The 21,332-nt window shown below is 72.1% G+C and carries 17 protein-coding genes; 13 read left to right on the top strand and 4 right to left on the bottom strand.

What is annotated here, in order from left to right; all coding sequences use genetic code 11:
- Window positions 1–20: 20 nt before the first annotated feature.
- Window positions 21–1,019 (bottom strand): HAD-IB family hydrolase, encoded by a 999-nt coding sequence (locus ABEB12_RS02340; protein WP_185058716.1) that lies wholly within the window; start codon window positions 1,017–1,019, stop codon window positions 21–23.
- Between the two features lie 563 nt (window positions 1,020–1,582).
- On the opposite strand from ABEB12_RS02340, the gene ssd reads away from it, so the two are divergent.
- The 7 genes from ssd (at window position 1,583) to ABEB12_RS02305 (ending at window position 6,453) form a co-directional block, all read left to right on the top strand.
- Complete coding sequence (gene ssd / locus ABEB12_RS02335) at window positions 1,583–2,674, top strand: septum site-determining protein Ssd (protein ID WP_185058715.1); 1,092 nt, start codon at window positions 1,583–1,585, stop codon at window positions 2,672–2,674.
- On the top strand, window positions 2,671–3,831 hold the full coding sequence (locus tag ABEB12_RS02330; RefSeq protein ID WP_185058714.1) for a TadA family conjugal transfer-associated ATPase: 1,161 nt from the start codon (window positions 2,671–2,673) through the stop codon (window positions 3,829–3,831). Before ssd ends, ABEB12_RS02330 begins: the two co-directional genes overlap by 4 nt.
- A 200-nt stretch (window positions 3,832–4,031) precedes the next feature.
- Window positions 4,032–4,664 (top strand): type II secretion system F family protein, encoded by a 633-nt coding sequence (locus tag ABEB12_RS02325; RefSeq protein WP_185058713.1) that lies wholly within the window; start codon window positions 4,032–4,034, stop codon window positions 4,662–4,664.
- Window positions 4,661–5,392 carry a type II secretion system F family protein gene (locus ABEB12_RS02320; protein ID WP_185058712.1) on the top strand — a complete coding sequence of 244 codons (732 nt, stop codon included), beginning with the start codon at window positions 4,661–4,663 and terminating at the stop codon, window positions 5,390–5,392. Before ABEB12_RS02325 ends, ABEB12_RS02320 begins: the two co-directional genes overlap by 4 nt.
- Window positions 5,393–5,429: 37 nt before the next feature.
- Window positions 5,430–5,618 carry a DUF4244 domain-containing protein gene (locus tag ABEB12_RS02315; RefSeq protein WP_185058711.1) on the top strand — a complete coding sequence of 63 codons (189 nt, stop codon included), beginning with the start codon at window positions 5,430–5,432 and terminating at the stop codon, window positions 5,616–5,618.
- Between the two features lie 17 nt (window positions 5,619–5,635).
- On the top strand, window positions 5,636–6,079 hold the full coding sequence (locus tag ABEB12_RS02310) for a TadE family type IV pilus minor pilin (protein ID WP_185058710.1): 444 nt from the start codon (window positions 5,636–5,638) through the stop codon (window positions 6,077–6,079).
- The gene (locus ABEB12_RS02305; protein WP_185058709.1) at window positions 6,076–6,453 is read left to right on the top strand and encodes an Rv3654c family TadE-like protein; all 378 of its coding nucleotides are present in this window, start codon (window positions 6,076–6,078) and stop codon (window positions 6,451–6,453) included. Before ABEB12_RS02310 ends, ABEB12_RS02305 begins: the two co-directional genes overlap by 4 nt.
- A gap of 581 nt (window positions 6,454–7,034) precedes the next feature.
- Here ABEB12_RS02305 and ABEB12_RS02300 read toward each other — a convergent pair.
- The 3 genes from ABEB12_RS02300 to ABEB12_RS02290 form a co-directional block, all read right to left on the bottom strand.
- Window positions 7,035–7,181, bottom strand: a complete 147-nt coding sequence (locus tag ABEB12_RS02300; protein ID WP_185058708.1) for a hypothetical protein — start codon at window positions 7,179–7,181, stop codon at window positions 7,035–7,037.
- Window positions 7,182–7,394: 213 nt separating this feature from the next.
- The gene (locus ABEB12_RS02295) at window positions 7,395–7,604 is read right to left on the bottom strand and encodes a hypothetical protein (RefSeq protein WP_185058707.1); all 210 of its coding nucleotides are present in this window, start codon (window positions 7,602–7,604) and stop codon (window positions 7,395–7,397) included.
- Between the two features lie 733 nt (window positions 7,605–8,337).
- A complete protein-coding gene (locus ABEB12_RS02290; protein WP_425572186.1) occupies window positions 8,338–10,989 on the bottom strand; it encodes a DEAD/DEAH box helicase in 2,652 nt (883 codons plus the stop codon).
- Between the two features lie 266 nt (window positions 10,990–11,255).
- On the opposite strand from ABEB12_RS02290, the gene ABEB12_RS02285 reads away from it, so the two are divergent.
- From ABEB12_RS02285 to ABEB12_RS02260, 6 genes are all read left to right on the top strand, one after another.
- Entirely contained in the window at window positions 11,256–13,571 is a 2,316-nt protein-coding gene (locus tag ABEB12_RS02285) for a sodium-translocating pyrophosphatase (protein ID WP_185058706.1), read from the top strand.
- Window positions 13,572–13,648: 77 nt separating this feature from the next.
- A complete protein-coding gene (locus ABEB12_RS02280; protein WP_185058705.1) occupies window positions 13,649–14,191 on the top strand; it encodes a hypothetical protein in 543 nt (180 codons plus the stop codon).
- Between the two features lie 695 nt (window positions 14,192–14,886).
- A complete protein-coding gene (locus tag ABEB12_RS02275) occupies window positions 14,887–15,474 on the top strand; it encodes a hypothetical protein (protein ID WP_221497780.1) in 588 nt (195 codons plus the stop codon).
- Between the two features lie 255 nt (window positions 15,475–15,729).
- Entirely contained in the window at window positions 15,730–18,429 is a 2,700-nt protein-coding gene (gene topA / locus ABEB12_RS02270; RefSeq protein WP_345702494.1) for a type I DNA topoisomerase, read from the top strand.
- Window positions 18,430–18,508: 79 nt separating this feature from the next.
- The gene (locus ABEB12_RS02265) at window positions 18,509–19,156 is read left to right on the top strand and encodes a hypothetical protein (RefSeq protein ID WP_185058702.1); all 648 of its coding nucleotides are present in this window, start codon (window positions 18,509–18,511) and stop codon (window positions 19,154–19,156) included.
- 40 nt (window positions 19,157–19,196) lie between these two features.
- On the top strand, window positions 19,197–21,332 hold the full coding sequence (locus tag ABEB12_RS02260) for an MFS transporter (RefSeq protein WP_185058701.1): 2,136 nt from the start codon (window positions 19,197–19,199) through the stop codon (window positions 21,330–21,332).

Genomic DNA, 21,332 nt, shown 5'->3' with positions numbered 1-21,332 from the left:
AGAAGTCCGTGCATCTATTCCTAGTGGGTGGCTGCGGTCACATCAAGAGCTGATCGCAGGTGCACCGTTTCAGATGCGGAATGTATCCATTTGCGTTGGTCCGACCGTGGAGTAGCCACGCCTTCGGGTACTTGTGTCATTCGCGCCAACCGTCCGTAGCGACGCCATCCGAGCAGTGTGATTGCCACCACACCTGTCGCGGCAAGCATCAGCGGCACCGACCCGGCGGGCAGCAACGAGCGGACCCGCGCCCGCATCCGGCTGTACAGGGGCACCGGCGCGGCGAAGTTCAGCACCGGCCAGCCCCGCGCCTGGGCGACCCGGCGCAGCGCCCGGTCCGGGTTGACCGCGTGCGGGTGGCCGACGACCTCGAGCAGCGGCAGGTCGGTGATCGAGTCGGTGTAGGCATAGCAGTCGGCCAGGCGATAGCCGTGCCGGGCGGCGAGCTCGCGCGCGGCGGTCGCCTTGCCCTCCCCGTAGCAGTAGAACTCGATCTCCCCGGTGTACCGGCCGTCGGCCACCGCCATCCGGGTCGCGGCCGCGTGCTGGGCGCCCAACGCCGCCGCGATCGGCTCCACCATCTCCACCCCGGACGCGGAAACCACGACCACCTCGTGACCGCGCCGATGGTGCCAGTCGATCAGGTCGGCGGCCTCCCGGTAGATCATCGGTCGGAGGATTTCGTGCAGCGCCTGGTCGATCACCGCCCGGACCTCGGCGACTTCCCATCCGACACAGAGTGCACTGATCCTTTCGCGCATCCGCTCCATGAAGTTGGCGTCCGCGCCCGCGACCATGAGCAACAACTGCGCGTAGCCGCTGCGCACCAGCGCCCGCCGGCCGATCAGGCCGCGTTCGCGCAGCGGCCCGCTGAAGGCCAGCGTGCTGGACCCGGCGATGATTGTTTTGTCCAGGTCAAAGAAGGCGGCGACGCCTTCACCTTGGCCCGCGTGGGCATCCTCTGGGGCGGTTTGGCGCCCGGTCGCCGGCTTGGCGGGGGGCGTGGCAGGGCCGGACACAGCCGCAGCATAAAGGCTCGGTCACAGCGCGGACGGTTAGACAACGCTCCGTATTCAAGAGATTTCGCCTGGTAACACAATATAAGAATCTTGGGCGACATCGGCGAGTTGGCGCTACAGTACTTAGGTCCGGTGCATGCCGGATAGGTTCAGTTCGACCCCCCGGAGCTGAACCGCCGACGACCCCCGCCTACCCCCCTGGCGGGGGTCGTCCTCGTTTGCGGCCAATTCCTCACACGCATTCCGCGCCGGCGGCAAGATCCCGTCGACCAGGCGCGACGCCGGCAATCGGCCTACTCCGCATGAACCGCGCGTACCCGCGCCGGCGTGCCCGCTCGTGTATGCGCGCCCGCACGTGAGGGGGGTCCCCCCAATTTCCAGCATTCCCGAAACCCCTGACAGTTTCGCGCCGCTCGACGCAGCGAGTACCGAAGTTATCCACATTGCCGCGGTTGTCCACAGTTCGATCAAGACCGCTTTCTCACAAGACGGCCGACGCCGATCGTGGAAGCACGCGGCACGCCGACCCACCGGCGGCGGCACCATTCGAGGAGGACGGGCACATGGAGCAGGCGCGGGCTCTCGCGATCATCAGCGACGACGAGCTGCTCGACGACGTCCTTCGCCTGGCGGCGGCGGCCGGTTGCGAGATCGAGCGGGTTCCGGACGCGGCGGCGGCACGACCACGCTGGCCCGTAGCGCCACTGGTCCTGCTGGACGAACACGGTGCGCGACGATGTGCCGCCGCCGCGCTGCCGAGGCGCCACCAGGTGGTCGCGTTGAGCCAGGGTGAGCCGCCGGCCGAGCTCTGGCGGCACGCCGTGGCGATCGGCGCCGAGCATGTGCTCGCGTTACCCGAGGGCGAGAGCTGGCTGGTCTCTGCACTGGCCGATGCGGCGGAAGGGACCCGCCGCCAGGGACGGGTGGTCGCCATGGTCGGCGGACGCGGGGGCGCCGGCGCGTCGGTGCTGGCGGCGGCGGTCGCGGTGGCCGGCGCAACCGCGGGCGACCGAGTGATGCTCGTGGACTGCGATCCCCTCGGCGGCGGATTGGACCTGTTGTTCGGCGCGGAGGACGCGACCGGTCTGCGCTGGCCCGATCTGGCGCTCTCCGAAGGCCGAGTGCCATCGGCCTCGTTGCGCGCGGCCCTGCCGTCACCGCCGCTGCGCACGGGATCGGGGCAGCTCAGCCTGCTCTCCTGCGACCGGGTCGGATCCGGTCCGAGGCCGGGAGCCGTCTCGTCGGTGCTGGACGCGGGACGCCGCGCGGGCGAAACGGTGGTGTGCGACATCCCGCGCTATCCCACCGAGGCCGCGCTCGCGGCACTGGCCGCCGCCGACCTGGCCGTGCTGATCGTGCCCGCGGAGGTCCGCTCCACGGCCGCCGCCGCGCGGGTGGCCAGCGTGCTCCGCGAGCACGGCACGGACCCGAGCCTGGTGGTGCGCGGGCCCGCGCCGGGCGGAATCCGGCCCGACGAGGTCGCGGAGGCACTCGCCCTGCCCCTCCTGCACTCGATGCGGCCGGAGCCGGGCCTCGCCCACGCCCTGGATCGAGGCAGCCCGCCCGGATCGCGGCGGGGTCCGCTCGCCGACGCGGCCGCCGCTGTGCTGGCAGAACTGCGGCGTCACGGTCCGGCCGGCGAGGCGACCCCGTGAGCGCGCCCAACCTGGTCGACCGGGTCCGCGAGCGGCTGGTCGGTGCGGGCGGCGAGATCAGCCCGGCGGTCGTCGCGGCGGCGGTGCGTGCCGAAGCCGGTGGCGTGGTGTCGGACCGGGACGTTCTGGCCGCGTTGCGGGTACTTCAGCAGGAACTGACCGGCGCCGGCCCCCTCGAGCCGCTGCTGCGCGACGAACGAACCACCGACGTGCTGGTCACCGCGCCGGACGCGGTGTGGGTGGACCAGGGTCATGGCCTGGTACGCACCGGACTCACCTTCCCCGACGAGGCCGCCGTGCGCCGCCTGGCACAACGGCTCGCGTTGTCCGCCGGCCGGCGGCTGGACGACGCGAGCCCCTACGTCGACGCCCGTCTGCCCGGCAGCGGGGTCCGGCTCCACGCGGTACTCGCACCGATCGCGGCGGACGGCACGTGCCTGTCGCTGCGGACCCTGCGGCCGGCCGCGCACGACCTGGTCGCCCTCCACCGCCTGGGCATGATCGATGACGTCGGCCTCCAGCTGCTGGAAACGATCGTCGACGGCCGGCTGGCGTTCCTCGTCGCCGGCGGTACCTCGTCGGGCAAGACCACGCTGCTCTCGGCACTGGTCGGGCGGGTTCCGCACCACGAGCGCGTGGTCTGTGTGGAAGACGCCGAGGAGCTGCGCCCCAGCCACCCACACGTGGTCCGGCTGGTTGCCCGGCCGCCGAACATCGAGGGTGCCGGCGAAGTGGTGCTGCGCGACCTGGTGCGGCAGGCGTTACGTATGCGGCCCGATCGGCTCGTCGTCGGCGAGGTCCGGGGCGCCGAGGTGTGTGACCTGCTCGCCGCGTTGAACACCGGCCACGAGGGTGGCGCCGGGACGGTCCACGCCAACTCCGCCCGGGAGGTCCCGGCGCGGCTGGAAGCGCTCGCGGCGCTCGGCGGGATGTCGCCGACCACGTTGCGCAGTCAGCTCGCCGCGGCGGTTCAGGTGGTGTTGCACGTCGTTCGCGCCGAGCGCGGTATCCGCCGGCTGCACGGAGTGGCTGTGCTCGATCGTTGGAACGGCGAGCTGGGTGCCGTCCCGGTGTGGGAGTTCGGCGGCGGTTGGGGCGTGGGCCGGACCCGGCTCGACGGGCTGCTGCGGGAGCGCGGGGTGACCCCGTCATGGTGACCTCGCCGAGTTGGCTGTACTGGCCGTCGGTGGCGGCCAGCCTCGCGCTTGCTCTGTTGTGCTGGCCCGCCCGCCCCAGCCGATGGCGACTGGCCACCGTGCTCGTACCGTCACACCCGCCTACGAACGTGGTCCGACGGCGCCATCGGGCCCATCCCACGGTCTTGGCCGTTCCGGCTGCGTCGCTGCTGGGTGCTCTCGTGGCGGGAGTTGGTGGGGCGCTCGCCGCCGCCATGCTCGGGTGCCTGGTTACGCAGCAGGTCCGTGCCGCGACGCGGCGTCGGCAGGCCCGGGCCGAGGTCGCGGCGCTGCTCGATGCGGTCGGCGTTATCGCGGCCGAGTTGCGGGCCGGCGTACACCCGGCGAACGCCGCGCAGGCCGCCGCCAGTGGGACTGCCGCCGTGCACCGGGTCCTCAACGCGGTCGCGGTCGGTGCCCGCCTGGGCGCCCAGGTACCCGCGTTGCTGGCACGGCACGCCTCAGGCGAACCGGTGATCGCCGCGGACGTCGCCCGACTGGCCGGCTGCTGGGCTCTGGCGGAGCGTCATGGGACCGCGCTCGCAGACCTGGTCGACGCGGTCCGGGTGGACCTGGACGCACGCCAACGTCTGGCCGGCCAGGTCGGCGCGCAGCTCGCCGGGCCACGGGCCACCGCGACCGTGCTGGCCGGGCTTCCCCTGCTGGGCATCGCGCTCGGCCAGGGGGTGGGCGCCAACCCCTGGCACGTACTCAGTGCCACGCCCGCCGGGCAGGCGCTGTTGGTTCTCGGTGCCGGCCTGATCTGCGCCGGGGTGACTTGGAGCGGACGAATCATGGCGAAGGCGGCGCCATGACCGCCTGCCTGCTCCTGCTCGCGGCCGCTCTCCTGGTCTCGCCGGCCAACTCCGGGGGACCCGCACGCGTGAACCGGCTGTTCGCGGGCCCGAAGGCCCGGCCCGGCGAAGCCGGTCACCACGGCGCGCTGGCGGCACTGTGCGGCCTGGCGGTGACCTTGCTGGTAGCGACCGCCGTCGACAACCCGGTGGGCTTCGGAGTCGCGCCGGTCGTCGGAGCGGCAACCGGCCTGGTGTGCCGGCGGCTGCTGGTCGCGCGGTCGCCGGCGACGGACCCGTTGCGTCTCGCCGCGGGCTGGGACGTGCTCGCCGCCTGCCTTCGAGCAGGTCTTCCCGTCGCCACCGCGGTCCGCGCCACCGCCGAACAGGTGCCTGACCCGGTGGCCGATCAGCTGCGGATGATCGCCGACCGCCTGGCGCTCGGTGCGGACGCCCGAGATGCGTGGCAGGTGCCCGCCACCGGAGGCGACGACACCTCGGTGGCCCTGAGCAAACTGGCCCGTGCCGCCCGCCGGTCGGCGCAAAGCGGGACCGGCCTGGCCGCGGTAGCCCAGGCGGCCGCGCGCGAGCTGCGTGAGGGCGCCCTCGACCTGGCCGTCGCCCGAGGCCAACGCGCCGGAGTGCTCATCACCGGACCTCTCGGGCTCTGTTTCCTCCCCGCATTCCTGGCGCTCGGCGTCGTGCCGGTGGTGCTCGGCCTTGCCAGCGGCTTGTCCACCCAGTGGTGACGAGCCACGACAACAACCCAAGAGAAGGGACCAGGCAATGAACCAGTTGATCCACGAGGTGCGTGCCGCGTTGCGAGGCGACGACGGCATGAGCACCGCGGAGTACGCCATCGGCACGATCGCGGCGGCGGCATTCGCGGCCGTGCTGTACGCGGTAGTCAGCGGCGACTCGGTAACCAACGCGCTCACCGGGATCGTGCAGCGTGCCCTCACGGTCAGCTTCTGAGGCGCGGGTGGACCCGGATGCGCACCGCGCTCAGCGAGGACCGCGGCGCGGTGACCGTGGAGGCGGCGCTCGCACTGTGCACCCTGGTGCTGGTTCTGGCCCTGGCCATCGGCACGGTGGCGGTGACCAGCGCGCGCCTGCGCTGCCTGGACGCCGCGCGCGAGACGGCTCGACTGGTCGCGCGCGGCGAGCCGGACCGAGCGCGCGAGGTCGGCGAGGCTGTCGCACCCACGGGTGCCCGTGTGGAGGTGAGGGTGCACGGCGACGAGGTGACCGTCGACGTGGTCAGCAACGCCGCTGGCCTACCGGGGCTGACCGTTACGGGCCGGGCGATCGGCGTGCTCGAGCCAGGTGCGCTTCTCGATGCGGCTGGCCTGCCTCAAAGCCCTGGGCACGCCCCCGCCGGCACACCAGCCGCCGACGTCGGCGTGGCTCCGGCGCCCGCCGGTGGCCCACCGTGAACGGACCTCCCGCGAGCACTCCGGCGGACGACGGCTTCGCAACGGTGTGGGCCGCATCGGCGGTCGCCGCGCTGCTGGTGCTCACCGTGTTCGCGGTGCAACTGGGTGCAGCGGTTGTCCGGCGGCATCAGGCCGAGGCCGCCGCCGACCTCGCGGCGCTGGCCGCCGCCGTGCACGCCGCCGATGGCGAGCCGGTGGCCTGCGCGCACGCCCTCCGCGTTACCGAACCCATGAGCGCACGGATGACCGCCTGCCGCGTCACCGGTTGGGAGGTGACGATCGCGGTGGAGGTCCTTCCGGGCGTGGATCTGCCCTGGTCGGGAGCCGCGCGCGGCCGGGCGCGGGCCGGACCGGCGACGGGTACCGAGTACTGACCACAGGTTGCGTCGGTAGACAAGCACCAGTAGATCCGGGACAACGATGAGCGGTCGCGCGTTTTCGCTGAGTGGGCGTTCGATGACGGAACGATTTCGCTTGTGTCACCGATCGAGACGTTCACCCGATAACAGGACTGTCCGCGCTCGCTCGTCGTCGCCATCACACCGATCGGCGATGTCCGCTGGCCATACTGGACGGGACCAGCATTACTGATCGATACCAGCACTCTCCCGGAGATCCGGGTGTCGCGCGCGGCGTGGGCGGGGCCGACGCGATGCGACGAGGTTTCACGCAGCACACGGCTGTTAGCGAAAGTTGCGGACACGAGGGACGAGGACACGACGATGTCGTGGTGGGACAGCTACCGGGCGGGGTACCGCGCCGAGCTGAAAGCGAGCGCGATCGAGCTGGCCGCTCATGGGTGGCCGGTGATACCCGGCACCTACCGCCAAGGCAACCGGTGGACCGGCGAGGCATCGGACGACCAGACCCGCCCCATACCGATCGGTAGTCGCGTCGACTCTCCGTCCGCGTTCGACCGGTCCGACCCGGCGCCCATCGTCGAGGACTGGATGTCTCAGGCCACCCAGGACCGGGGAAAGATCGAGGAATGGTGGTCGGCCCGTCCGTACTCGGTGCTGGTGGCCACCGGATCGACGGTGGACGTCGTCGAGGTCTCCGCGTCCGTCGGCCGGCGGGTGTGCGCGCTGCTCCGCGAGGCCAAGCTCGTCGTCCCGGTGGCGGTCACGCCCGCCGGGCGTTGGTGGTTCGCGGTCCGGGCCGGCGAAGTACTGCGGCCCGAGCTCGCCTCACGTGCCGAAGTGGTGCTGCACAGCCGTGGTTCCTGGGTGGCGATGCCCCCGTCAGAGGGGGCGCTCGGTGCGGAGTCCTGGCGCACCCCGCCGTCCGCCTGCGACTGGCAGTTGCCCGATCCACATCACCTGCAGGTGGCTCTGCTCGAGGTGCTCGTCCAACGTCCGGTGATCGCGTCGGCGGCGACGCTCGGCTCAACCACACTCGCCTCGTCCACCCCGGTCACCGGGCCGATCCCGGTTCTGTCGCCCAGTGCCGGCACGACCGCCGCGTCCGAGCCGACGACCGTTTCACCCAAGCCGGACACCACGCCGTCGCCGGAGGTCGCGCGCACGCCCGATTCCGCGCCGACACCCAGACCCAGGCCGACACCCCACCCCCGGCCTCGCTCCAGCGACCAGCCGACACCCGACCCAGCACCACCAACCCCCGGCACCAAACCAACGCCGAGCCCCAGACCAACACCCAGCCCCAGGCCTCGCTCCGGCCATCAGCCGACGCCCGACCCAGCACCAGTCCCCGGTCCCGAACCCGCGACCGGCACCAAATCAGCGACCAGCGCTGAACCCGCGACCGGCCCCAAACCGACGACCGGCCCCAAACCGGCGGCCGGTACCGACACGGCGACCGGTACCGAGACGGCAACCGGCATCCAACCGATGCCCGACGCCACTCCGACGCCCCGGCCCGCCGACGCGTCGGAGACAGCAGCACCGCCGAAGCCGCAACCGTCGGGCTCCATCGCTCCGAGCCGATCAGGCGCCCCGACGACATCGGGCTCACCACCGACGCCTCCGGTTCCGCTCACCCCGGTCGAGGGGGCGCTTTCGGCCGTGCCGTCGATCAGCGCCCGAGGCCCCGCCGTCACCGGTCTTGTCGATCCGGCGGTGCCTGTCGACACAATCGCGGAGGTCCCGCGTACCTCGCTTCGGACTACGCCGGCGGTCGCGGCGAAGTCCTCGGTCGCGGGTAAGGCTGCTGTCCCGAGCGAGGCTCCCGTACCGGCGAAGCCGGCGGTGCCAAGCGCCTAGCCAACACCGGTCGGCTCGGCGACGTGTGCCACCCGTTCAGGAACAGGCGGCGAGCACCAGGTCGAGCACGACGACGGCGCCGGCCTTGTCGAGCGGGTTGTTGCCGTTGCCGCACTTGGGGGACTGCACACAGGAGGGACAGCCGGTCGGGCATTCGCAGTCGGCGATGGCCGCACGGGTCGCGGTCAGCCACGGCACGATCTCGGCGAACCCGCGCTCGGCGAAGCCGGCGCCGCCGGGGTGGCCGTCGTGCACGAATACGGTGGGTGCGCCGGTGTCGGGATGCAGGGCGGTGGACATGCCGCCGATGTCCCAGCGGTCGCAGACCGCGAACAGCGGCAGCAGCCCGATCGCCGCGTGCTCGGCCGCGTGCAGCGCCCCTGGAATGCGCGCGGGGTCCAAGCCGGCTTCCAGCAGCAGCGGCTCCTCGATCGTGTACCACACCGCGCGGGTGTAGAGGGTCTGCGCGGGCAGGTCCAACGGCACGGTCTCAATCACCTCGCCGCTCGGGCGGCGGCGCAGATAGGACACCACCTGCGAGGTCACGGTCACCTCGCCCAAGCACACGGTCACGCCGTCCCCGGCCGGCATCGTGGTCACGCCGCCGCCCGGCCCAATCCCCGGCTCGGTCCCGCGAACCTCCGGCCGGAGCTCGACGTCGCGGCCAGCGCCCCTGGGCTCGGGCCCGGCTCCGCGAACAACCGCTTCCCCGGACGCGGCAGCGGCCTCTCCCGAGTCAGCCCCGTTGCCCGTAGGCACCTCGCCGACTCCCGGCGGTTCGGCGGATGCGGCGACCGCAACCGCGGCGGCCACCGGCGCGGCGGGCGGGTCGAGGATCGCCACGTCGACCACGGAGCGGGCGGAGGTGCTCCAGTCCGGTTCCTCGGCGTGCACCAGGGCCAGCCCGTCCGCCAGGTGCAGTTCGTCGACCACGAAGCTGGCGCCTCGGTGCAGGTAGACCGCGCCCGGGTGAACGGTCGCGGGGGCGGTCCCACCGTCCACGGTGCCCAGCATGCGGCCGGTCTCCGCCTCGACGACCACGACCTGGCCCGCACCGCTGCCCCGGATGTCCACCTCGGCGGCCGGACGCTCGGTCGGCCGGGGCCAGAACCAGCCGGCCGGGCGGCGCCGCAGCACGCCGTCGGCCACCAGCTCGTCCAGCACGGCACGCGCCCGGGCGCCGCCGAACACCGTGTCCACCTCCGCCTCGGTGATCGCCGACTCGGCGGCCGCGCAGGCCAGTTGCGGGGCCAGCACGTAGGGGTTCGACGGGTCCAGTACGCAGCCTTCGACCGGTCGGCCGAGCAGCGCCTCCGGGTGGTGCACCAGGTAGGTGTCCAGCGGGTCGTCCCGGGCGACCAGAACCACCAGGGCCTCCCGCGCCGGTCGGCCCGCCCGCGACTCGGGCCACTCCCTCGGCTCCCGCAACCCGTCCCGCGCCCGCGCTCCGTCCGCCTCGTCGGGGGTCGAGCTGGTCGGGCGGCCGGCGCGGCCGGCTTGTTGCCAGAAGGATGCCCGGGTGCCCGGGAAACCGGCGACCAGTACCGCGTCCAGGCCGGCCACGTCGATGCCCAGCTCCAGCGCATTGGTGGACGCCACGCCGAGCAGCTCGCCGGAGTCCAGGGCGGCCTCCAGCGCGCGCCGTTCCTCGGGTAGGTAGCCCGCCCGGTACGCGGACACCCGTGAAGCCAGGGAAGGGTCCACCTCGGCCAGCGAGTTCGCCGCCCGCAACGCGGTCAGCTCGGCGCCCCGGCGGGAGCGCACGAAGGCCAGGGTGCGGGCGCCCTCCACCACCAGGTCGGCCAGCATCCGGCCGGCCTCGGCGCCCGCCGATCGGCGCACCGGCGCACCGTTCTCCCCGGTCAGCTCATCCAGCAGCGGCGGTTCCCACAGCGCCACCGTGCGCGCCACCCGGGGCGAGCCGTCGGTGTCCACCGAAACCACCGGCAGCCCGGTCAGCCGGGAGGCGGACGCGGCCGGCGAGGAAACCGTCGCCGACGCCAGCACGAACACCGGCGACGACCCGTACCGCGCGCACAACCGGCGCAACCGGCGCAGCAGCAGCGCCACGTGCGAGCCGAACACCCCCCGGTACGCGTGGCACTCGTCCAGCACCACGTACCGCAGCCGGCGGAGGAACGAAGCCCACCGGGCATGGGAAGGCAGCATGTTGCGGTGCAGCATGTCCGGGTTGCTGAACACCCAGCGGGCGTGGGAGCGCACCCAGTCGCGCTCGGCCATCGCGGTGTCGCCGTCGAAGGCGGCCGGGCGCAGGTCGTCCAGCCCCAGGCCGGCCACGAAGCGCAGCTGGTCGGCGCCGAGCGCCTTGGTCGGCGACAGGTACAGCGCGGTGGCCTTCCGGTCGTCCACCAGCGAGGTCAGCACCGGCAGCTGGTAGCCCAGCGACTTGCCGGAGGCGGTGCCGGTGGCCAGCACCACGTGCCGGCCCTCGAAAGCCGCCGACGCGGCCGCAACCTGGTGCGACCAGGGACGGGTCACCCCGGCATCACGCAGCGCCGCCACCACCAGAGGATCAGCCCACGAGGGCCAGTCCACGCACACCGCGCCCCGGGCCGGCAGCGACGCGACGTGGGTCAGCGGCGACTCACCAGGCGCCACACCGGCCAACACGCGCCCCAGCAAGGACCCGGGGGCCACCGACGACAGGGGCTGGACCGATGTGGACACCCCGCCATTCTCACTCCCACCCCTGACAAAGGCGCGACGCCCATCGCAATGACCCACGACACGTTTATCGAGTCAGCATCAGACCCGTGCGCGACCCCGGTCAGCAGCCCCATACACTGCCGCGATATCGGGCAGCGTTGACCAGTCAGTCACCACCCGGTGACGCTGAGCAATTCTGCCGCTGTTGAACAACGTGCGGGATCGGGTAGCAAAGCCACGCTCAGCTCCGGCCCCTCGTTGATATAGCGATTCAACCAGGAGGACGGATGTCCCGGCACATTCTCGCGGAGGGCCTAACGCTCTCCTCGAGTGACCAGACCATCGTTGGTGTGGTCGCCGTGGTCGCCCTCATCGCGCTGGCGATCGGTTTCTGGCTGCGCAAGGAGGTACTGGCCGCCGGCCAGGGTACCGAGCGCATGCAGGACATCGGTCGCGCGGTGCAGGAGGGCGCCTCGGCCTACCTCAACCGCCAGTTCAAGACGCTCGGCGTTTTCGTCGTCATCGTGTTCCTGCTGCTGTTCGCGCTGCCGGCGGACACGATGAGCGAGCGCGTCGGCCGGTCGATCTTCTTCGTGGTCGGCGCGGTGTTCAGCGCCACCATCGGCTACCTCGGCATGTCGCTGGCCACCCGGGCCAACATCCGGGTCGCCTCGGCGGCGCGGGAGGAAAGCGGCGGCCGCGAGAAGGCCATGCGGGTCGCGTTCCGCACCGGTGGCGCGGTCGGCATGTTCACCGTGGGCCTCGGCCTGTTCGGCGCCGCGCTGGTGGTGCTGGTCTACGCCGGCGGCGCACCGAAGGTGCTGGAGGGCTTCGGCTTCGGCGCGGCCCTGCTCGCCATGTTCATGAGGGTCGGCGGCGGCATCTTCACCAAGGCCGCCGACGTCGGTGGTGACCTGGTCGGCAAGGTGGAGGCCGGCATCCCCGAGGACGACCCGCGCAACGCCGCCACCATCGCCGACAACGTCGGCGACAACGTGGGTGACTGCGCCGGCATGGCCGCCGACCTGTTCGAGTCCTACGCCGTCATGCTGGTCGCCGCGCTGATCCTGGGCTCGGCGGCGTTCGGCCTGCAGGGCCTGCTGTTCCCGCTGATCGTGCCGGCCATCGGCGTGATCACCGCCGTGCTGGGCGTGTACATCACCCGGGCGAAGCCGGGCGAGGGTGGCCTGAAGGCGATCAACCGCAGCTTCTACATCTCGGCGGTGTTCTCCGCCGTGCTGTGCATCGCGGCCGCTTACCTGTACCTGCCGGGCAGCTTCGGCGAGCTGGGCAACCCCACCGACGCCGAAGTGGTCACCCAGGCCGGCAGCCTGGACCCGAGGCTGTTCGCGTCCGTCGCGGTGCTCATCGGCATCGTGCTGGCCGGCATCATCCTGTGGCTGACCGGCTACTTCACCGGCACCGAGCACAAGCCGGTCAAGGACGTCGGCGACTCCGCGCTGACCGGCGCGGCCACCGTCGTGCTGGCCGGCATCGCGATCGGTTTCGAGAGCGCCGTCTACACCGCGCTGGTCATCTCGGCGGCGGTGTTCGGCGCGTTCGTCCTGGGTGGCGTCTCGGTGACCGTGGCGCTGTTCGCGGTGGCGCTGGCCGGTACCGGCCTGCTCACCACGGTCGGCGTGATCGTGGCCATGGACACCTTCGGCCCGGTGGCCGACAACGCGCAGGGCATCGCGGAGATGTCCGGTGACGTGACCGGCCCGGGCGTGGAGGTGCTGACCGAGCTGGACGCGGTCGGCAACACCACCAAGGCCATCACCAAGGGCATCGCCATCGCCACCGCCGTGCTGGCCGCGACCGCGCTGTTCGGCTCCTACCGGGACGCCATCACCAACGCGATCAAGGCGGCCGGCCAGGCCGCCGGCGAGCTGCCCCGCTCCTTCGGGTTCGAGGTGTTCACCCCGAGCACCCTGGTCGGCGTGATCATCGGCGCGTCCGTGGTGTTCATGTTCTCCGGGCTGGCCATCAACGCGGTGTCCCGCGCGGCGGGCGCCATCGTGTTCGAGGTGCGCAAGCAGTTCCGGGAGGAGCCCGGGATCATGGCGGGCACCGTGCGGCCGGACTACGGCCGCGTGGTGGACATCTGCACCAAGGACTCGCTGCGCGAGCTGGCCACCCCCGGCCTGCTGGCGATCTTCGCGCCGATCGCGGTCGGCTTCGGTCTCGGCGTCGGCCCGCTGGCCGGCTACCTGGCCGGCGCCATCGCCTGCGGCACCCTGATGGCCATCTTCCTGGCCAACTCCGGTGGCGCCTGGGACAACGGCAAGAAGCTGATCGAGGACGGCGTGCACGGCGGCAAGGGCACCGACGCCCACGCCGCCACCGTCATCGGTGACACCGTTGGTGACCCGTTCAAGGACACCGCCGGCCCGGCGATCAACCCGCTGATCAAGGTGATGAACCTGGTCTCCGTGCTGATCGCTCCGGCCGTGGTGACCCTGTCCATCGGCTCCAGCGCGTCCACCCCGGTGCGGCTGGCCATCGCGGCCGTCGCGGTGATCATCATCGTCGCGGCCGTCGTGGTTTCCAAGCGGCGTTCCACCTCGATCGCCGACTCGCCCGCCGAGGCGTCGGTCAGCTAGAAAACCGCTGGCAGTAACGTACGCGCGCCGCCCGGTCCGGAAGCTGGACCGGGCGGCGTTGTACGTTCAGGCGCACTATGCGGAAGCTGATCCTGACCCTGCTGGCCGGCATCCTGCTCACCGGCTGCGGCGGGAACGACCCGGACGCGGTGGCCGAGGGCGACCGACTGCCGCCGGCCGACGACCCGGTGGCCTGGGCCGGCCGGGTATGCTCGGCGCTGAGCCTGCTCTCCGCGAGCAGCGGCCCGGCGCTGGACCCGAACAACCCGGCGGCCAGCAAGGACGCGCTGGCCCGCTCCTGGGCCGACACCGAGCAGCGGATCGGCGAGTCGCTGCGCGGCCTGGACGCGGCCGGCCCATCCCCCATCCAGGGCGGCGACGACACCGCCCGGCAGCTGCGCGACGCGCTGAACGGGCTGCGCGGGGCGTTCGCCGACGCCCGCACCGAGCTGGACGGCATCGACCCCAAGGACCCGGCCGCGCTGGCCACCCGCCTCGCCGCCATCAAGACCCGGCTGGACGTGGCGCACGCGTCCAGCGCGCTGAGCTCGATGGGCGACAACGCGGCACTGAACGAGGCGGTCAAGCAGGCCTCCAGCTGCGCCGTCACCGCCCGCTAGCGGACTTTGACCCCGCGCCGCTCCGGGGCGGCGGCGCCGGCTCAGATGGCGGCGCCGGCTCAAAGTCGGCTTGGACGGCGCGGTCGGGTGGTCTGAGACGGGAATAGGTACAGACGGGACGAGCGAGGCTGGTGCGGCGGGCCCCGGCCCTTCGAACTGGCCCGGCCGACATTCGCGGCCCTCGCCCAGCTTGATCGCCATCCATGGCGCTTCAGCGTCGAAAATCGACGCCAAACCGCCAGAAACAACGATCACACTCCACCGGCCGGAGCGAAGACGACCAGCGAGGTCATTCGCATACGACCCGCGAGCGCCACACCAGCGGCATGCCCATCTGCCGCGGCTCGGGTCCCGCCCGTTGCACACCCGAGCCGTCCCGTTTGCTACGTACCGTAATCCCCGGAGCGGCTCCCGAACGAGTCCGCGCCCCACCACTCGCCGAGTGCTGGCTCAGTCCGTTTCGATCATGGAATTCACCGGACTGAGCGCGCGCTCGATGAAGCCGCCCGGCCCAGCCGCCCACCGTCCGGCCACGGTCGGTAACCCGGCCGCATCGTCTGAAGATCGACCGCGTCGACACTGTGACGTGTGACGCAAATCCGGCGGGCGCCTTCACTCTGTTGGAGGAAATTCGCCGTCGGCGTGCCGCCACCCGGAGATCGAACTAGTGTTCTATCCTGCCCCGCGTGGCGCAGATGTCGTTCTTCTCCGCCGAGGCGCGGGAGGCCCGGACCAGTGACCTGGCCGGGCTGCTGTGCGGGCCGGCACAGCTGGTCCGGTTCGGCGCCAGCGGCACCGCGCGGCTGAGCGTGCTGCTGCCGGACCCCGGCCGGGCCCGTCCGCTGGCCGCCCGGCTGGCCGAGTTCGGGGTCAACGCCGAGCTCGCCACCTCGGAGTCCGGCTCCCTGGTGCTGCGCACCGCGTTTCGCGGCGATCTGGTCGAACTCGCAGGTCAGTGGTGCCGTGGCGCGGTGAAGGCGGTACCCGAGGAATTCCGCCTGGACGGCGCGTTGTTACGTATGTGGGCACTGGGTGCGGGCATTCCGGACCGCCGGGGTGGGTACCTTCTCGGCCTGGATCCGCACGCGCCGCAGACCCACCAACCGCTGGCCGACGCGGTCAGTTATCTAGGCTTGCCGGCTCAGCGGCTGGGTCCGAGGGGCGCCGGGCCGGCCCTGCGCATCACCGGCGCACGCCGGATGCGCCGGTTGGCCGAGCTGGTCGGCGACCCGCCGGAACACCTGCCGGAAGGACACTGGCCGACCGGCGGCACCGGTAAATGAGGTACGAGTGACAGCGAACGAAACGCGATAGTTACGCTGCCGGCCAGCCGAGCGCGCACCGTGACGCATGACTAGTCGTGTGCATGATCCGCCCGGGATGTGCGAGTCTGGCGGGTGGCGTGTTGTTCGGGCGCCGGGAGAAAGGGAACGGGCTAAGCAGTGGCAGCGGGCAAGTCAAGCGCGGGCACGGCTGGCGGACGCGCGAAGAAGACCCCCAGCGGAAACGGCGGCAGCGGTTCCGCTGGGCGTCGTCTGGTGATCGTCGAGTCGCCCGCGAAGGCGCGCAAGATCGCGTCGTACCTGGGTTCCAACTACGTGGTGGAGTCCTCCCGGGGACACATCCGCGACCTCCCGCGCGGTGCCGCGGACGTGCCGGCCAAGTTCAAGGGCGAGGCCTGGGCGCGGCTCGGGGTGAACGTGGACAACGAGTTCGAGCCCCTCTACGTGGTCACCCCGGAGAAGAAGGCCACCGTCACCGAGCTCAAGGACGCTCTGAAGAACGTCGACGAGCTCCTGCTGGCGACGGATGGTGACCGCGAGGGTGAGGCCATCGCCTGGCACCTGCTGGAGACCCTGAAGCCCAAGGTCCCGGTCAGCCGGATGGTCTTCCACGAGATCACCGAGCCGGCCATCCGCGCCGCCGCCGCGAACCCGCGCCAGCTGGACCAGGACCTGGTCGACGCGCAGGAGACCCGCCGCATCCTGGACCGCCTCTACGGCTACGAGGTGTCCCCGGTGCTGTGGAAGAAGGTGATGCCCAAGCTGTCCGCCGGCCGCGTCCAGTCGGTGGCCACCCGGATCATCGTGCAGCGCGAGCGGGAGCGGATGGCGTTCGTCCCCGCCGGCTACTGGGACATCGACGCCCGCTTCGGCATGGTCGAGAAGCCCGCCGACGGGCCGGGAAGCTTCGGCGCCCGGCTGGTCAGCGTGGACGGCTCGAAGGTGGCCACCGGCCGCGACTTCGGCCCGGACGGCCAGTTGAAGGGCAACGCGCTGGCGCTGGACGAGGCGTCCGCCCGCCGGCTGGCCGAGGCCCTGGACGGCCGCGACTTCACGGTGCAGTCCGTCGAGTCGAAGCCGTACACCCGCCGGCCCTACGCGCCGTTCATGACGTCCACGCTGCAGCAGGAGGCCGGCCGCAAGCTGCGGTTCTCCTCCGAGCGGACCATGCGCTCCGCCCAGCGGCTGTACGAGAACGGCTACATCACCTACATGCGTACCGACTCGACCACGCTGTCCGAGTCGGCCATCAACGCGGCCCGGGCGCAGGCCCGCGAGCTGTACGGGGACGCCTACGTGGCGGACAAGCCCCGGCAGTACACCCGCAAGGTGAAGAACGCCCAGGAGGCGCACGAGGCGATCCGGCCGGCCGGCGAGTCCTTCCGCACGCCGGGCCAGATCGCCCGCGAGGTGGAGGGCGACGACTTCCGCCTCTACGAGCTGATCTGGCAGCGCACGGTGGCCTCGCAGATGGCCGACGCGCGGGGCACCACGGTGTCCGTGCGGGTGTCCGGCAGCGCCGCCACCGGCGAGGAGTGCGTGTTCGCCGCTTCCGGGCGCACCATCACCTTCGCCGGCTTCCTCAAGGCCTACGTGGAGTCGCTGGACGAGCAGTCCGGCGGCGAGGCGGACGACGCCGAGCGCCGGCTGCCCAACCTCACCGAGGGCCAGGGCCTGTCCGCCGAGGAGCTGAACCCGGAGGGGCACACCACCAACCCGCCGGCCCGCTACACCGAGCCGTCGCTGGTGAAGGCCCTGGAAGAGCTGGGCATCGGCCGGCCTTCCACGTACACGTCGATCATCAAGACCATCCAGGACCGCGGCTACGTGTGGAAGAAGGGCAGCGCCCTGGTGCCGTCCTGGGTGGCGTTCGCCGTGGTCGGGCTGCTGGAACGGCACTTCGGCCGGCTGGTGGACTACAACTTCACCGCCGCCATGGAGGACGAGCTGGACGCCATCGCGTCCGGTTCGCAGGCCCGCACCGACTGGCTGGCCGGCTTCTACTTCGGCGCCGACGGCAACGGGCACGGCGACGACACCGTGGCCCACGCCGGCGGGCTGAAGAAGCTGGTCGGGGTGAACCTGGAGGAGATCGACGCGCGGGAGATCAACGCGATCCCGCTGTTCTCAGACTCGGCCGGCCGCGAGGTGGTGGTCCGCGTCGGGCGCTACGGCCCGTACCTGGAACGCCTGGTGGAGGACGACGCCGGGGCCACCGCGTCCCAGCGGGCCAACCTCTCCGACGAGCTGCCGCCGGACGAGCTGACCGCCGAGATCGCCGAGCAGCTGTTCTCCGTGCCGCAGGAGGGCCGTTCGCTGGGCGCCGACCCGGTGACCGGGCACGAGATCGTGGCCAAGGAGGGCCGGTTCGGCCCGTACGTCACCGAGCTGCTGCCCGACCCCCCGGAGGGCACGCCGAAGACCAAGGCGCCGAAACCGCGCACCGGCTCGCTGTTCAGGTCGATGGCGCTGGACAGCGTGACCCTGGAGGACGCGCTCAAGCTGCTCTCGCTGCCCCGGGTGGTCGGCACCGACCCGGAGTCCGGTGACGAGATCACCGCGCAGAACGGGCGGTACGGCCCCTACCTCAAGAAGGGCACCGACTCCCGCTCGCTGACCAACGAGGACCAGCTCTTCGAGGTCACCCTGGACGAGGCGTTGAAGATCTACGCCCAGCCCAAGCAGCGCGGCCGGGGCCGCGCCTCGGCCACCCCGCCGCTGCGCGAGCTGGGCAACGACCCGGCCACCGGCAAGCCAATGGTGATCAAGGACGGCCGGTTCGGCCCGTACGTCACCGAGGGCGAGACCAACGCGAGCCTGCGCAAGGGCGACGAGGTCGACACCCTCACCGACGAACGCGCCGCCGAGCTCCTGGCCGAACGCCGCGCCAAGGCCGGCACCGCCCCCAAGAAGCGAGCCCCGGCCCGCCGCAAGAAGGCCCCCGCCTCGACCTGAGATGTTCCGGTGCCCGTGGGGAATTTGGGACGGCCAAGTTCCCACGGGATCGGGATAGCGGCGGTTACCCTCGTCGGCTGTGAGCAACGAGCGCTCGGGGGAGCTTGACGGGGGCACGGAGCCGCCCGAGTGGCGCACCGACCCCATGTTGCCGGTGATCACCGACGACATGCTCCCGCCGCTGGAGACCCCGCACATTCCCCGGCTGGACGACCACAACCTGGCCGACCTGCTGGCCGAGCTGGACGATGAGAAGCCGTCCCGCCCGGCGCCGCCGGTGTACGCCCCCCGGTGCAGCCCGGAGGCGGACGAGGACCGCCCGCCCCGCCCCGAGTGCCTGCCGCGCGTCGCCCCCGACGAGGACGGCGTCGACAGGGACGGCCCGGCGAAGGGCCGTGTCGACGAAGACCGCCTCACCGAAGACCGCATCATCGAAGACTCCGCGGCCGGGCCGAAGCCCGCCCGGCCCACCACCAACGGGAACGGGACGGCCGCGATGGCCGGCCCCCGACCGGCTCCGACCCCACCGGTGATCCACTCCGAGTACGGCGACTTCCGCCCGCCCATCCACCAGGAACCGGACCGCCACTACGAGGCCCTGAGCCTCACCGGCATCACCGAGCGTTCCCGCGGCCGGCTGGGTTCGCGCCTGTTCACCATCGCGTTCGTAGTGATCTTCGTGCTGATCCTGATCCAGGCGGCGGTGAGCCTGCTGAGCCCGTCCTGACGGGGCGTATCGAGGCGGTTATCCGCGACAGCTACCCTGGGTGCCGCCCATTTGGCCCACGTCGAGGAGGTGCGGCGCGATCGGCCCCGATCAGGTGTCCACCGGCGCGATAACCGACCCCTCGGTCGCGAACCGGGTTCGTGGTGTGCTGGCCATCCCGGCGTTCCGCCGGTTGTGGCTGGTCACCGCGCTGGCATCCACCGGTGACTGGCTGTCGCTGCTGGCCATGTCCGCCCTGGCCACCCAGCTGACCACCGGTTTCCAGGCGCAGAGCTTCGCGCTCGGCGGAGTGGTGGCCACCAAGCTGCTGCCGGCGTTGCTGCTCGGGCCGCTGGCCGGCGCGCTGGCCGACAAGTTCGACCGGCGCAAGCTGATGGTCGTCTGTGACGTGGCGCGGTTCGCGCTGTTCTTCTCGATCCCGCTGGTCGGGTCGCTGTGGTGGCTGTTCGGCGCGATCTTCCTGATCGAGATCTGCTCGATGTTCTGGATCCCGGCCAAGGACGCCTCCATCCCCAACCTGCTGCGCCGCCCGGACCAGGTGGAGACGGCCAACCAGCTCTCCCTGGCCATGACCTACGGCGCCGCGGTGATCACCGCGTCCGGCCTGTTCACCGCCGTCTCCACGGCCGGCAACCTGCTCGGCGAGCACCCCAGCCCCACCACCACGGTGTACATCGCGCTGATGATCAACGGCGCCGGTTACCTGCTGACGGCGCTGACCGTCTGGTTCCGGATTCCGGAGCTGTCCGGCCGGGCTCCGGCCGGATCCGTGAGTGGCGATGACCGCTATGGCGATACTCCGCACTCACAAGAGCGCCGCGAGGAGCCGCGCCCGGCCGGCATCCTCACCCTGCTGCGCGAGGGCGCGAAGTTCGTCGGCTCCACCCCGCTGATCCGCGGCCTGGTGGTCGGCATCGCCGGCGCGTTCGCGGCGGGTGGCGCGGTGATCGCGCTGGCCAAGCTGTACGCGACCAACCTGGGCGGCGGCGACGCGGCCTACGGGATGCTGTTCGTGTCGGTGTTCATCGGCATGGCCACCGGGATGGGCGCGGCCCCCCGGCTGGCCCGGCGGCTGCCGCACAACCGGCTGTTCGGCGCGGCGATCGTGGCCGCCGGGGCCAGCCTGGTGCTGGTCGCGCTGGCCCCGCACCTGTTCGTCGCGCTGGCCGCGGTGGCGCTGGTCGGCAGCTGCGCGGGCACCGCGTTCCTCACCGGCCTGACCATCATCGGCTCGCAGGTGGCCGACGAGATCCGCGGCCGGGTGGTGGCGTTCGTCCAGTCCATCGTGCGGCTGGACCTGCTCGCCTCGATGGCGGTGGCGCCGGTCGCGGTGGGCCTGGTGCAGACCCGCACCATCGAGGCGTTCGGCCACCCGGTGCACGTGGACGGCACCCGCACGGTCTTCGGCGTGGCCGGGCTGGTGGCCGCCGTGGTCGGCGTGCTGGCCTACCGGCAGATGGACGACCGCCGCTCGGAACCGCTGCTGCCCGACCTGCTCGGCGCGCTGCGCCAGGGGCGCCGCCCGCTGCGCGGCGTGCTGATCTCGGTCGAGGGCGGCACCCCGGACGACGCCTCCCGGCAGAGCGAGCTGCTGGCCGACTGGCTGCGCGGCCAGGGCTACACGGTGACCCTGCCCGGCGCCCACCGGTTCGAGGGCGACTCGGCGCTCGGCAGCGAGCTGACCAGCCCCCGGGCCCGCGCGCTGGCCGCCGCGGCGGTGCGGGCGGACATCGTGGAGCGGGAGATCCAGCCGTCCCTGGACGCCGGCGAGATCGTGATCGCGGACCGCTTCCTGGCCATCCCGCTGGTCCGGTTCGGCCTGGTCGCCTCGGGTCCACTGGGCGCCGCCGACGCCCCGCAACCCGAGCCGGACCTGGACGAGCTGACCGAGCTCACCAGCTGGGCCACCGGCCGCCTGCGCCCGAACGTGACCGTGCTGCTGGACCGCGCCCCCGGGTGGGTCCCGCGCACCGGACGCGGGCCGCTGGACATCAACTCCGACCACCTGCGGGTGCACCGCTGGCTGACCCGCCTCGCCGCCCAGGAGCCCCACCGCTACGTAGTGGTGGACGCGGACGCCTCGCCCGACCAGGTGCACCAGCGCATCCGGGAGGGTGTTACCCCCCTGCTGGCTCGAGCCCGCTCGCCGCTGGGCCGGCCCGACCCGGTGTCCTGA

Source organism: Actinospineispora eucalypti (assembly GCF_039543365.1).
In the GTDB taxonomy this organism is placed as follows: domain Bacteria; phylum Actinomycetota; class Actinomycetes; order Mycobacteriales; family Pseudonocardiaceae; genus Pseudonocardia; species Pseudonocardia eucalypti.
This window is presented reverse-complemented; position numbering and strand designations above follow the sequence as displayed.

Coding starts and splice junctions, on each gene's coding strand:
- ssd (WP_185058715.1), top strand. CDS start 1,583: ATGGAGCAGGCGCGGGCTCTCGCGATCATCAGCGACGACGAGCTGCTC.
- ABEB12_RS02315 (WP_185058711.1), top strand. CDS start 5,430: ATGAACCAGTTGATCCACGAGGTGCGTGCCGCGTTGCGAGGCGACGAC.
- ABEB12_RS02280 (WP_185058705.1), top strand. CDS start 13,649: ATGCGGAAGCTGATCCTGACCCTGCTGGCCGGCATCCTGCTCACCGGC.
- ABEB12_RS02275 (WP_221497780.1), top strand. CDS start 14,887: ATGTCGTTCTTCTCCGCCGAGGCGCGGGAGGCCCGGACCAGTGACCTG.
- ABEB12_RS02320 (WP_185058712.1), top strand. CDS start 4,661: ATGACCGCCTGCCTGCTCCTGCTCGCGGCCGCTCTCCTGGTCTCGCCG.
- ABEB12_RS02310 (WP_185058710.1), top strand. CDS start 5,636: ATGCGCACCGCGCTCAGCGAGGACCGCGGCGCGGTGACCGTGGAGGCG.
- ABEB12_RS02285 (WP_185058706.1), top strand. CDS start 11,256: ATGTCCCGGCACATTCTCGCGGAGGGCCTAACGCTCTCCTCGAGTGAC.